At 46.5% G+C, this 13152-nt stretch carries 10 protein-coding genes; 9 read left to right on the top strand and 1 reads right to left on the bottom strand.

All coding sequences use genetic code 11. The features are described from left to right. Positions 1-63: 63 nt before the first annotated feature. Both BM210_RS06050 and BM210_RS06045 read left to right on the top strand, forming a co-directional pair. The gene (locus BM210_RS06050; RefSeq protein ID WP_256223254.1) at positions 64-1626 is read left to right on the top strand and encodes an extracellular solute-binding protein; all 1563 of its coding nucleotides are present in this window, start codon (positions 64-66) and stop codon (positions 1624-1626) included. Between the two features lie 107 nt (positions 1627-1733). After that, positions 1734-2357 (top strand): SGNH/GDSL hydrolase family protein, encoded by a 624-nt coding sequence (locus BM210_RS06045; protein WP_177237656.1) that lies wholly within the window; start codon positions 1734-1736, stop codon positions 2355-2357. 17 nt (positions 2358-2374) lie between these two features. Here the strand turns inward: BM210_RS06045 and BM210_RS06040 are convergent, their stop codons facing one another. Then, positions 2375-3247 (bottom strand): sugar phosphate isomerase/epimerase family protein, encoded by an 873-nt coding sequence (locus tag BM210_RS06040; protein ID WP_218184893.1) that lies wholly within the window; start codon positions 3245-3247, stop codon positions 2375-2377. A 334-nt stretch (positions 3248-3581) separates the two neighbouring features. Between BM210_RS06040 and BM210_RS06035 the strand changes: the two genes are divergently transcribed. From BM210_RS06035 to BM210_RS06005, 7 genes are all read left to right on the top strand, one after another. Further along, complete coding sequence (locus BM210_RS06035; protein ID WP_091165608.1) at positions 3582-4664, top strand: carbohydrate ABC transporter permease; 1083 nt, start codon at positions 3582-3584, stop codon at positions 4662-4664. A gap of 30 nt (positions 4665-4694) precedes the next feature. Beyond that, positions 4695-5588, top strand: a complete 894-nt coding sequence (locus tag BM210_RS06030) for a carbohydrate ABC transporter permease (protein ID WP_091165606.1) — start codon at positions 4695-4697, stop codon at positions 5586-5588. A 51-nt stretch (positions 5589-5639) separates the two neighbouring features. Then, on the top strand, positions 5640-6470 hold the full coding sequence (locus BM210_RS06025; protein WP_177237655.1) for an HAD family hydrolase: 831 nt from the start codon (positions 5640-5642) through the stop codon (positions 6468-6470). Positions 6471-6607: 137 nt separating this feature from the next. Further along, positions 6608-8029, top strand: coding sequence for an MBL fold metallo-hydrolase (locus BM210_RS06020; protein WP_091165602.1), 1422 nt, complete (start codon positions 6608-6610; stop codon positions 8027-8029). A gap of 66 nt (positions 8030-8095) precedes the next feature. Further along, on the top strand, positions 8096-9463 hold the full coding sequence (locus BM210_RS06015; protein WP_177237654.1) for an ABC transporter substrate-binding protein: 1368 nt from the start codon (positions 8096-8098) through the stop codon (positions 9461-9463). After that, entirely contained in the window at positions 9464-10243 is a 780-nt protein-coding gene (locus BM210_RS06010) for a DeoR/GlpR family DNA-binding transcription regulator (RefSeq protein WP_091165598.1), read from the top strand. It abuts the gene before it with no gap. A 468-nt stretch (positions 10244-10711) separates the two neighbouring features. Then, the gene (locus tag BM210_RS06005; protein ID WP_091165597.1) at positions 10712-12961 is read left to right on the top strand and encodes a helix-turn-helix domain-containing protein; all 2250 of its coding nucleotides are present in this window, start codon (positions 10712-10714) and stop codon (positions 12959-12961) included. The last annotated feature ends 191 nt before the right edge of the window (positions 12962-13152 follow it).

Here is a 13152-nt window from a genome sequence, read left to right as displayed (position 1 = left end):
CTCGGGTGCTTGCATCTTGGGTTTAATGATATAGTAAATATAATCGAATCGGGAGGGTTATACATGTTTATAAACAAAAAAACAATGCTGATTACGGTTGCAGCCACCTTGTCCGTGGCGTCTCTTGCCGCCTGCTCTACCCCAAACAAAACCGGAGACAGTGCTGCAAGTCCAGCCAAAACTGCTCCGGCAGCTCAAGCACCAGCACCAGCGCCAGCAGCTCCCAAGCCGGAGTTGAAAGCACTCCAAATTTGGCAAAAGGACGATTATAATACGTATCCGGTTGCCAAGTATTTAGAGCAAGCTACGGGTTATAAGGTCCAATACGATATGCTGCCGCAGGACAAACCTCAAGACAAGCTGAACATTCTGATTGCCTCCGGTGAGCCCTATGATTCCATTACAACAGTCGGTTCTACGGATTTCAAGGCATTGTATGCCGATTATGCCAAAAAAGGCGCATTAACCGATTTAGGTCCATTGATCGACAAGTTCGGACCTAATATTAAAGCAGCCGTTGATCCGGCAACACTGGAAGCAGCTAAAGTAGATGGCAAGCTGTATGCGATTCCTACCAGAACGATTCCCTTTGCTGCCACTAGTCTTTTTATTCGTGAGGATTGGTTAGAAAAGGTCGGTTTGAAAGCGCCTACTACATTGGATGAGCTAGTAACTGTCTTGAAGGCCTTTAAAGACAAGGATCCGGGCGGCAATGGCGACAAAAATATTCCTTTGACAATCAATGGTGATTCTTCCTTTATTGCCAATATTACCGGCGCTTTTGGTATCGCAGGTTTCTGGAACAACGTGAATGGGAAGCTGACGCCTCGTGCGATGGACCCCGCTTATAAGGATTATGTGATCTTTGTTTCGGATTTGTTCAAGCAGGGCTTGCTCGATAAGGAGTTCGGTGCGAATAAGGATGCGACTGCCAAAGAAAAATTCACCAGTGGTCGAGCAGGCATGATTGTAATGAATTGGTCGGATGTGCCGACGATTGCCGATGCCTTGACCAAAAGCGTTCCTAATGCCAAAGTCAAAGTGATTCCGGCAATTAAAGGTAAGGATGGCAAGATTGGACTGAGTGCTTCCGCTGGTTTTGACCGTATTACCTATATTCCCAAGTCCTCGAAGCATGCTGAGGATGCGATCAAATGGATGAATGCTAAGCTCGAAAAGGATACCTTCAGAACGATGGCTATAGGTGAGGAAAACAAGCATTATACTCTCAAGGACGGTGCTTATACACCAATTCAACCGATATTCACGGATGAACGAAATCAAGCTAATAACTTTTTGACGGGTACGGATGACAAAAACTATCCAACGTATTGGCAAGCACGTGTGCGTAAGGATATGCGCTTATTCGATGCCTGGAATTTTATGAATGTAACGGAGCCTGCTAACACAAGGATAGAGGACGTTCTCGGACTTGCTCCTTACATGCCCGAGTTCTCGAAGAACTTCCAGCAGCTGAATACATTAGTGAGCGATTACACCAACAAGCTGATCTATGGCGCTGAGCCGATGACGAATATAGACAGCTTTATACAAAAGTTTAAATCCTCCGGTGGAGATGCAAGCTACAAGGAAGTTAATGATTGGTATGGCACATTGAAGAAGTAAGAAAATTCGCGGCAATTCTCTGCACTGCTGTTAGGGTGCGGGGATTGCTGTTTGTTGTATTTACCTCGGAAATGCCCAGTGGTTATTAAATGATCATGGAGGGGAAAATGGATAAACGATTGGAACGTAAGTGGCAAGGGAAAAGCTGGTGCACCTTGGGTGACAGCATCACAGAAGCCAATGGCTACCAGCCATTAGTTGGTGAAGCACTGGGATTCTCAGTAATTCGCAATGAAGGAAGAAGCGGGTGTCCGCTTACAGCTGGTGGTGACCGGGATTATGGCGCAACCGTTCATATAGGCCGCAGCATCGAACCTACTTACGATTGTGTAACGATCTTTGCGGGTACCAATGATTTTCGCTTGGACAAGCCTATAGGGTGCAAGGATGATCGTGATATCCATACCTTCTATGGAGCTTATATCACACTGATCGAGGATATTTTGAACAAAAACCCTGCATGTCGGCTCAATTTATGGACGCCTCTTCAGCGCGACAAAGATGGTTTCGATATAGATTCTGTAAATCTCTCCGGTCATCGGCTTATCGATTATGTGGAGGTTATTCAGGCGATCGGTACACGCTATGCGCTCCCGGTACTGAACCTGTATGCCGAGAGCGGCTTCAATCGGTTTACGCTTTCTTATCTGAGCAAGGATCGGTTACACCCTAACGAACAAGGCTATGAACGTATTGCTTCTATGGCTATGAGCTTTTTAGAACGGTTATAATTTGGAACCTAAAAACCTTATGCATCCCTTCCATTGAATGCAATACCAAGCTCACTGCCGATTTTAACAATCTCATCCCGAGCCCGTATATACTCCTCAGAAGTTTGAAGATGCTCAAGCATAATCGGTACATCCCCCGCCAGCTTGCTCAGCTCCGTTAAGTAAACTTTGTAATCCAATTGCCCAAGACCCAATCGAATTTCATCCAAATGAAGGGAAAGCCTATCCTGCAAAATGATGTCTTTAGCATGACAGCTCACGATATAAGGTCCCAGCAGCTCAAAGCAGCGTTTAATCAGCTCGCCATTGTTGTAATATTGTCTCGGTGACACAATAATATTGACCGGATCGAGATGCGCTGCAAAAGTAGGGCGATCAATCGCTTTGATCATGTCAAGCAGGATTTCCGGGGAATCAGGAAGCGTCCACTGCATCATTTCCAGGCAGAACTTGGCACGCTTCGGTTTGACGCGATCCACAATCAGCCTAGCCGTTTCTACGGCAAGCTCGAAGGCTTCTTCGGTAAGATTATTCGGATGAGGCCCGTAATCCGTGCCTGGTGCTACAGAGCCGATATAGTCGACGCAGCACAAGGCTCCAATCTCATCCGCAAGCGCCAGCTTTTCACAGACGAAATCCAGATTTTTGCTGCGTGTCGCCTCCTCGCTAGTGATGAGATTACACCATGCTCCCACCTCGGCAATGATAACATCCTCTGCTGCAAATCCTTCACGAATAGCCTTAATCCGGTGAGTATCCGTTAACGATATCTGGGGGCAATAGGCTGCCCGATAACCAAATTGACGATGGGCAATGGCCATCTCGCGCGGATCTTCGCTATGAAGAGGGACTCCGTTGCCACCTAGTCTGATCATACTCTTATTCTTCATTCATACATTCACTCCTGCCTTGTTTGGTTTTGTTTAGGGTCATGCAACCTCACTCCTATAAGTATGGGTTACTTGGATTCGAAAGTAAAATGTTGGGTGTAATAAGCGGCTGTTCAAATAAAAGGGCTGCGTCCAAGCACGAAGAAGATGCAGAACGTGACCGGTATTGTAGCGTTTGTTACTGTTATAGCTGGATATGATGCCGTCGAATGTAAACAACGGCAACCTTATCAACAATTTCTTTACTTGTCTCTAATCCTTATCAAACATTGCTTATATAAAATGAAGTTGTAAGCCAAACGAGGAAGCAATCAGGAAGGGAGAATTCTGAGTGATGTCTAAAGAGGCAGCATGGGGCCGTAAGGCTATAGTTAAACCTGCCGTAATGACTCGCGAACGCAAGCAAGCATTGCCGCGTTCCAAACGAAGAAGCAAAGAAGCATGGACGGGTGTCATGTACGCCTTGCCTGCGTTGGCACTGTTATTACTGTTCCGGTACTGGCCGCTTGTGTTCGGGATGTGGATCAGTTTATGGAAATGGGGATACGTGCCGGAGAGATTCATTGGTCTGGATAATTATGTCCGTATTTTTACCGAGGATCTAATAGTGAGTGATCCGACTGTCGGCTTGCAGTTAGGTGCCGTCGGGCAGGCTTTAATGGTGACGATCTTTTATGGAATCGGGACGATTCCGTTGACACTGCTGTTATCTTTTTTGGTTGCTTATGTCTTGTTTCATATAACGAAAGGAAAGACTTTGCTGCGTGTTCTGTTTTTTCTGCCCTATATTACATCTCACGTAGCGGCTGCTATCGTGTTTAAATGGATTTTTCATCCGAACGTGGGTCTTGCCAATTGGATGGTTCGTTCCTTGGGTTGGACACCACAGCAGTGGCTTACCGATCCGGATCCGATTCTGATCAAGCTGATTCATACGCTTGGAGGCGAATGGCCAGCGGCAATTCCGACTGTGCTCGCAGGTCCGACCTGGGCGCTTGCTGTCATCATTTTGTTTTCCATTTGGAGCAGTCTTGGCTTTCAGATTATCGTGTTTCTGTCCGGCATGACACAAATTCCTCATGATTTGACAGAGGCAGCCCGCATAGATGGAGCCCGTACCTGGGGAGTTATCCGTCACGTAACTCTACCGCTGCTGTCTCCGACCTGGTTTCTGCTTACTATCGTGTCGGTCATCGGGGCGTTTGAATCATTTAATGCCTTTTATGTATTTTCCGGTGGCGAGGGCGGCCCGCTCGGTTCAACGATGTCGTTACCGCTGTATATTTTCCGCAGCTTCTATGTGTATGGTCAGATTGGTTATGCTTCGGCTGTTTCAATGGTGCTGTTTGTGCTATTGCTTGGACTAACCTGGCTGCAGCTGCGCTACGGAGAGAAAAAAGTTCATTATATGCATTAAGGTTGCTACGGATTAGAGGAGGAATCAAGCATGCACGGAATGGTTGGAGTACGGCGTTCTTCCAAAATCATGTGGACAGTCGTGCTGGTTAGTGTGGGGATATTGGCTTGCTGTGTCGTATTTCCTTTCTTTTGGATGCTCATGACGTCGCTAAAAAGCGCAGAGGAAATTAACCGTATACCACCAACTCTGCTGCCAGAGCTATGGCTTTTTAAAAACTATGCAGCTGCCTGGTTAAAGCCGGAATCGACTTTTGAACAGTATTTTATCAATACGGTTATTATCGCGGGGATCGGAACTGCTCTACAACTGCTCGTATGTGTTCCGATAGCTTTTGCCATCACTCACTTTTCGTTTCGCGGCCGTCATCTCATTTTTATGCTTGTAGTTATTACGATGCTCATTCCCTATGATGTCACGCTTGTTCCTAATTTTGTGACAATGAGGCATATCCCGTTTGCTGGCGACAATGATTGGGCAGGTGACGGAGGCCAGGGCTTTTATGATAGCTACATGGGGATGATGCTGCCGTTTTTGGCGGAAGCGTTCACGATATTTTTGCTGAGACAGGCGTTTCTTTCCGTGCAAAAGGAATATTGGGAGGCGGCCCAGGTTGATGGAATGTCGAATGGCCGTTATCTATGGACGGTATTGCTTCCGCTGGTGCTACCATCGTTAATTACAACAGCTCTGCTCGCTTTTATAGGCAAGTGGAATGGGGTGCTCTGGCCGCTGCTGATCACTTCCAGTGAATCTCTAAGACCACTGCAGGTGGGGCTGCTGTATTTTGTCAGTGAGGAAGGTCCGAATTACCACCTTTTGATGGCAGCCGCTACATTTACGATTGCGCCGATTGTACTGTTGTATTTGTTCGCTCAGCGCTGGTTTCATCAGGGTATTACAGCAACAGGACTTAAAGGATGAACAAGGATTAAATTCAACTTTACGGCTATTTGACATATGGGAGGATTACAGATGAATTGGCTGCACAATGTGGAGGTCGTGCTCTTCGATCTGGATGGTACGCTGTATCAGGATGGGACTTTCTATAAGCGTTACATGGAGCTATTGTTTGGAAATGGGGAGTATGCTGCCCGATTGGACGATTTGCTTGCGGAGATGGCTTTGTTGTTAGATGGCGGACATTCGAGCCGTATTGGAGATTGGTATCATCCGGGCTCCGATTCATGGTCTCGGGGGTGCGGCTCGCTGGTATATTGGAATTGGCAGGGGCAAGTGGTGGAGGCAGCGGCTGAATTGACAGCTATCTCTTCGATTTATGCTGGGGATGCCTGGAGTCTGGTCAGTATCTTCGCTGCCAAATACGGGGTAGGGGAAGCGCAGCGCCAGCAGGCTTTCCAACAGGTACGCAAAGAGATGCTGCAGGGTGCTTCGAGTTTCGAGCGCCATCATGGATTGTATGAGTCTATCGGCAATTTGACCGGAGTTCGCAAACGGATACTGCTTACGAACTCGCCTGAAAATACGGGTCGTGAGTTCATATCAGCACTTGCCTGCACGGAGCTGTTCGACGAAATCGTGTATGGAGCCGGTAAGCCGAGCGGCCTTGAACAATATATGACGGAGATGATGGAGCGGGAAGGTTTGCGTCCGGATCAGATCCTTTCGATTGGCGATCATGCCTGGAATGATCTGTATCCGGTGCGTAAGCTTGGCGGCTATACCGTTTGGCTATCTCCGTATCCAACCTCCGAAACGGAGCAATGGGATGTGCAGTTGTCCACGCTAGATCAGTTGACGGCTCTGCTTGTCGAGCTGCAGGAAGCAAAACTTCAGAGTCGATAAACACGGATTATGCTATAAATCCCTGTATTCCTACTGGAGAATAGATACTGTCTGCGCAGCTGCATAACACCAATACGGCGGATATTGATGGGGTTGGTTAGGTTTGAACAAAATACATTCCACAGGAGGGAACAATAATGAGCGATCGGTTTGAGGAAAGATTGACATTTTACGGTGGTCTCACGACCATTGGCGGTGTACACATCATGTACAGCTGCGGGGATACGGGAATCGTATTCGATCTTGGTATGGCACGAGGCTTTTTTAATGGAGATACAAGGGTTCGGTCGGACTATGGCATTCGCAGCTTTTTGCTGACACGTATGGCACCCCCGGTGCTTGACTTATATGATCCTGAGCTGCTGGGCGATCTGGGCGAAGCGGAACTGCTGCAAATATGGGGCAGAGAGCAGTTGGAGCAGGTAACCAATTTGCACGGCTTTGTCAGCCACATTCATCAGGACCATATGGCACTTCTACCTTCGCTTCGTCCCGACCTTCCAGTGTGGATGCATCGTGATGCCTATGCGGTGTATGAAGCGATTGTAGCTGCGGGTGAATACGAAGATACTCGTGCGGATATTCGCATCATCGAGGATGGACAGATCGTCGATTTTGGTACATTCCGTATTGAATTCATTGAAGTTGATCATGATAGCCCAGGCGTTACAGGCTTTATCATTCACGGGCCGGAGCATCGGATTGCCTTTACCGCAGACTGGCGCCGTCATGGACGGAACCATCATCGTCTGGACCGCTTTATTGAGCGCTGTCAGGCTGATTCTGTAGATGTATTGATAACAGAAGGGACTCGAATGCGTCCCGACACGTTGTTCCGAAAGCCGAAGGATCGGCTTGAGGTACAGGTTGCTGTTGAATGCCGTCAGGCGATGGAGCAAACGGATGGGTTGGTGTACGTTAACATTCTTGCACGCAACGTGGAGCGGGTAGCCGATTTAATTATGAAGACGCAGGAAGCTGGACGTCAGCTGGTTCTGGACGATAGTACGGCGGTGCTCTGGTTTGAAGCATCAAGCAAGCTGCAGGTATTATCTGGACACCCTGCATTGGAAGCTGGACACGATGTGATCAGACTGCTTCGTACACCGGATTGGTCACAAGGACCCCGTCCGATCAAGGTCATCGAGCTTCCCTATGCGCCTATTACGCTTAGTGAAATTACCGCGAACAAGTCACAGTATGCCGTTTACCTAATTTACTCGCTCACGGCATTATTAGCGGAGCTGGAGACAGCAGGTTCGCAGCAAGCAACGTCTATCTATGTTCATGCTGACGGCAATCCGCTTACTTCCGCTGACGAAACGCTGCTAAAGTGGTTAAACGAGTTCGGTGTGCAGTATCGTTATTGTGCAACCGGCGGGCACGCTGCACCACAAGAGATCACGGAGTTGACGACGGCTATTGCGCCGAGGGTGGTAATTCCCCTGCACAGCATCCACCCTACATTGTTCAACAGCGGTGGCGTCCGCAAATATTATCCGGCTCCGGGAGAGAGCTTCAAGGTATCCGAGCTGTTGGGCAGTTTAACAACTGTATAGGACGTTTTTATCAAATAGTCATGGATATGAATGTGTACAAATTACAAAAATCGAGGAGTGGTAGTAGTGTATTCACGTAAATCGTTTGCTCATTGGAAAGCGGCTCTAGCTTCTTTGGTTCTGATTTCGACGGTAGGCTGTGGGGTGGCGGCTCCAGCATCAACAACAGGCAGTTCTGCAGAGAAGAAAACAGAGAGCCAGGTTGCCAAAGGCATAGAGCTCGGCAAAAACGGACCGATTACCATCGATTTCTGGCATATTCAAGCTACGATCTATGGCGATGCCATTAAAGAAATGGTTGCGGCGTTTAATAAGGAGTACGAAGGAAAGATTATCGTCAAGGAAGTATTCCAAGGATCTTATGATGACCTGAACAAAAAGGTGCGCGCAGCTCTGCAGGGTGGAGGTCTTCCTGCGGTTGCGATGTCCTACGAGAGCGATACGCTGGAATATATGAAGGCTGATAAAATTGTTGCACTGGATGATTACATTAACGATCCAGTGAACGGACTGAACAAGCAGGCACTCGACGATATTATGCCTGGAGTGCTTTCGCGTCAGCGTATTCCAGAATACAATGGCAAGACCATGAGCTGGCCGCACGGTAATTCCTCAATGGGGGTATATTACAACATTGATTTACTGAAAAAGGCTGGCTACGACAAGCCAGCAGCTACATGGCAGGAATTCGAAAAAATGGCGCTCGATATTACGCAAAAATCCGGTGAACCGGCATTGGTGATGAGCAATGCTAACAATGGAGGGACGTTCCGTACATGGCTGCGTACCTACGGCATCGACCCGATCAAGCTGGATCAAAGCGGTGTCAATTATGATAATCCGCAGGCGGTTGAGCTGGCTTCCATGATGAAAAACCTACTCGATAAAAAAGCCATTATGCTAGCTGAAAACACAGAGCAAGAATTCACGAACGGCAGAGCGGCTATGGAAATCGGTACAACCGCCCGTACAAGCTCGAAGCTGGATCTGATTAAGGATAAGTTCAAATGGGGAATCACCCTTATTCCGCAAGGTAAAAGCGGCGGTAAAGTAACAGAGCTGTACGGCGGTAATCAGGTATTGTTCAAGACAACACCCGAGAAGCAGCTGGCGGGATGGTTATTTCTGAAATATTTTGCAGAATCCAAGGCACAGGCGATCTATGCAGCGAAAACCGGTTATTTTCCAGCTACAAAATCCGCACAGGAAACGGATTTGCTCAAGAAAAATTATGCGGAGAACCCGCAAAAGAAGCAGGCTTTTGATGAAGTGTTCCCTTATGCTCTAATCGATGTTTCATCCGCTGCCAGGAGCAAGATGGATACAGTCGTCGGCGAAGCACTGCAAGCCATGAATGCGGGCAAGCTGACTCCTGCTGATGCTTTGAAGAAAGCGCAGGTGGATGCGACTAAAGCGCTTAAGGAATTCAAATAGATGAGCTCGGTTCATCGAAGAAATGAAATCATAATGGCTGTACGTCGTGTTGGCAGCGTAGCTGTTGAAGAGCTTGTCGACACGTATCAAGTCTCGGTGGAAACGATCCGCCGAGATCTTCGTATTTTGGACGAAAAGGGATTGGTACGCAGAACATACGGTGGAGCGGTGAAGAGGGAACAGACGACCTGGGACTTACCTTACTACGAAAGAATGCAGCTTAATCTGGAGCGCAAAGAGGCTATCGCCCGCGAAGCCGTGAAGCTGCTGGAGGATGGCGACAGCGTCTTTATCGATGGGAATACTTCAGGGCTGGTGTTGTCGAGGTTTATCCCGGATGATAAGAATCTTACGATCGTTACGAATTCCTCGATGGTCACGTTGAATCTAGTTCAAAAGAAAGGGAAGCTGAAGGTATATCTGGTTGGCGGTGAAGTCGATGAGGATGGAAAAACGTTCGGCTACAAGCTGCATTGTGAGCTTCGTCAGTATCGATTTGATAAAGCATTGTTTTCCTGCATGGGTTTTGGTCCAGAAGGTATCTATTATTCCAAGTGGGAACCGCTGCAAATCGCCCAGATGCTGGTTGAGCAGAGCAATCATCTGATTCTGATGGCAGACTCATCGAAGGTAAATCGCAGCGGTTTTCTGTACGGTATGGGATTGGACTGCATTCATACGCTTGTAACGGATGAAGGTACGCCAACAGATATGCGTGACAGCTTGCGGGAATCAGTCCGCAAGCTGGTTATAAGCGGCATTGAGAGCAAGGAAGAGTAGATACAAGAATGCGCTTAGGCTTACATGAGGCGGGCCATACGAACTGGCCGCTGGAAATACAGTGTGATAGCCGCGGATAAAAATGGCTGGTTGCGCAAGAGTATACGAGGAAGATTTTCTATACGATTTACATGCGTATATTATCCATCTGTCAAACTAAGGAGAAACAGAAATAGTCCTAAATTAATTGAACGAAGCGCAAAACTACTGGATCTGAACAGAGACAGTAGTTATTTGTGCTGTCAGTAGGATCACTGCCTGAATAATCTGCCCTGATGATTATATACAATCATGACAACAACAGATAACTTAGAGAGGATAAGGACTTATTTGTATACAGATTTTGAATTCTATATAATGTAGAAACGAGATAACATTGAGGGACAACAACGTTTAGATTCTGTTTATGTAAATATTCACCTTTACATCAAGCGCGATGACTATAAGCCTGAATCGTGAGGGAATGCCATGTATAAATCCATATATTTACGGAGAATCATTATCTTTAGTATGATCCTAGTTACGATCCCCGTCGTATCATTAGGGATTTTATCTTATTTTAAAGCCAAGGATATTGTCCAGGAAAAGGTCAACATGGGCAATATGCAGGTGCTTACACAAACGGAATTGAAGGTTGAGCAGGTTCTGCAAACGATTGATAACGCGATTGTCCAATTCAGTAACAGCAAGCTTGTCAATGAATCGATAACTCGGGGCTTTGAGGCAAGGGATTTTATGTTGGTGACGGATTTGGCGAACGGGCTCTACAAGCTGCAATCGTTTGATTTAGGGATTTCCAACGTCCAGCTAGCGAGCTTTTCACATAAATGGTCCTTGGATAACAGTGGATTTTCACAATTTATGACCGATAAAGAATTGAAAATATTGACTGAACGCGTAAATTTTCCGGAATTTTCGAAATGGGTTACGAACAATGAGACTCCTAATATTTTGCTGGTGAAAAAGCTTCCTATCAATGTATTTAAGGATTTATCCGGCGTCATTGTGGCGAACGTTCCTAACTATAGGCTGCAAAAGCTGATTCCCGAATATAACGGCGAGTCGGATACCATCGTCTTCGATTCGGATTACCGATTATTGACACAGGTATCGAATCCCGATTTTTCACAGGAAAAGATCGATCAAGTGGTCCGCCATTTAAAAGCATCTACAGAGAAAAGCGGCAGTAATGAAATTCGTCTGCAGGACGGTTCTATCGGAATCACCTACAAAAAATCTTCATTTAACGGCTGGGTATATGTGTCACTTGTCTCCATTGAACAGATTACAAAGGAGTCTGGGGCGATCGGTTGGTATACATTTTATGTATGCTCAGGGGTATTCCTCATTTTGCTGGTGCTCTCATTGATCGGTTCCAATCGAATCTATACGCCCATCCGTCTCGTATTCGAGTCTGCTGCTGGAGGCAGATCCATCGAGAACAGAAATGAGGATGAGCTGCAGTTCATTGGCAAACATATCGTTTCGCTGCGAAAATCACAATCGAGACTGCTCGACCAAATACAGGGACATACGAAGCAGCTAAAGGAATTTTTTGTGAGAAAGCTGTTGTTAGGTGAGCTGAATACGCAAGAGATTCAGGAAAAGTCAGAGCAATTTCAGTATGATTGGGGGACCGACTCCTATTGTGTGCTGACGGTTCAAATTGACAGCTTGACGGGAACGCGTTTTCAGGAAAATGACCATGACCTGTTGATGTTTGCGGTTAACAATATTGTCTCGGAGCTGACACTGCCGGAGTCCCGTCTCGAGCCTGTCGTGATTGGCGGCAATCAGATCACACTGCTGAGAAACAGGGCTTCTTCACCAGAGGAAGGTAAAAATGATGTGTATGCCCTTTCAGAGCTGATCCAGTCTACGGTCAAAGAAATATTGGGGCTGCAAATCAGCATAGGCATCAGTGGCTTCTTTACGAACCTGAATCGAGGGGCGCAGGCTTATAGGGAAAGTCTGGAGGCGTTAAAATATAGAATTCGATTTGGCGAAGAGGCTATCCTGCATGTGGAGGATGTATTGCCTGACCATCGGATTCAGACGATTTTTCCAGAATGGATCGAAAAGCAGCTTATTGATGCTTTGAAGGTTCCCGACCTGGTCAAAGCTCAGCAGCTGCTGCACGAATTTCTTACCGTCATACTGCGCGATCCTATACGGCATCAGGAATACCAGATGATTTTGTTTCGGCTGCTGGCCGACCTGATTCGGGAAATCCAAAATGCCGGTGAGAATCTGCAGGCCTCCTCACAAGAGGACCGCCAGCTGTTCGAGCAGCTATTTAATCTCAAAACGATTGCAGAAACCGAGAGCTGGTTTATGAGAATGGTACTGGAGCCGATGGTTACACTGCTGAACAAAAAGTGGGAAAGCCAGAATAAGAATATCTCCGAGCATATGATCGAAATTATCCATGAAGAGTTTGAGTCTGATTTGACTCTGGATCTGTGTGCAACGCGCCTGAATTACCATCCGAATTATCTCAAGACGGTGTTCCGTAAGGAAACCGGTGTGAATTTCAGTGATTATGTTTCCCAATATCGGCTTAATCAGGCAAAAAAATGGCTACTGGAAACGGATATGAAGGTATCACAAATTGCAGAGAAGCTCAGATACCAGAATTCGCAAAATTTCATCCGATATTTCCGCAAGATGGAGGATATGACGCCTGGAGATTATCGAAAAAAATATCATAACACTTAAAACAATGTTAGTTTTACTAGCATTGTTTTTTTGTTTATTGACCATGTTAATTATAAAACGGTTTCAATTCGATGAACGATAACGATGTCTTATTTTGTGTTAGATTAGTTGCCGATTTTAGATGATGTTGATGTATTTTAGGATTTAAATATGGATAGCTTCTGATACAATTACCTTATATTCAAATAGGG

The sequence above is a fragment of the Paenibacillus sp. 1_12 genome (genome assembly GCF_900114475.1).
GTDB lineage: Bacteria > Bacillota > Bacilli > Paenibacillales > NBRC-103111 > Paenibacillus_S.
This window is presented reverse-complemented; position numbering and strand designations above follow the sequence as displayed.

What these genes read in the sequence shown, in the direction of transcription:
- BM210_RS06050 (WP_256223254.1), top strand. Translation starts at nt 64, where the DNA reads ATGTTTATAAACAAAAAAACAATGCTGATTACGGTTGCAGCCACCTTG.
- BM210_RS06005 (WP_091165597.1), top strand. Translation starts at nt 10,712, where the DNA reads ATGTATAAATCCATATATTTACGGAGAATCATTATCTTTAGTATGATC.
- BM210_RS06020 (WP_091165602.1), top strand. Translation starts at nt 6,608, where the DNA reads ATGAGCGATCGGTTTGAGGAAAGATTGACATTTTACGGTGGTCTCACG.
- BM210_RS06010 (WP_091165598.1), top strand. Translation starts at nt 9,464, where the DNA reads ATGAGCTCGGTTCATCGAAGAAATGAAATCATAATGGCTGTACGTCGT.
- BM210_RS06035 (WP_091165608.1), top strand. Translation starts at nt 3,582, where the DNA reads ATGTCTAAAGAGGCAGCATGGGGCCGTAAGGCTATAGTTAAACCTGCC.
- BM210_RS06040 (WP_218184893.1), bottom strand. Translation starts at nt 3,247, where the DNA reads ATGAAGAATAAGAGTATGATCAGACTAGGTGGCAACGGAGTCCCTCTT.
- BM210_RS06025 (WP_177237655.1), top strand. Translation starts at nt 5,640, where the DNA reads ATGAATTGGCTGCACAATGTGGAGGTCGTGCTCTTCGATCTGGATGGT.
- BM210_RS06030 (WP_091165606.1), top strand. Translation starts at nt 4,695, where the DNA reads ATGCACGGAATGGTTGGAGTACGGCGTTCTTCCAAAATCATGTGGACA.
- BM210_RS06045 (WP_177237656.1), top strand. Translation starts at nt 1,734, where the DNA reads ATGGATAAACGATTGGAACGTAAGTGGCAAGGGAAAAGCTGGTGCACC.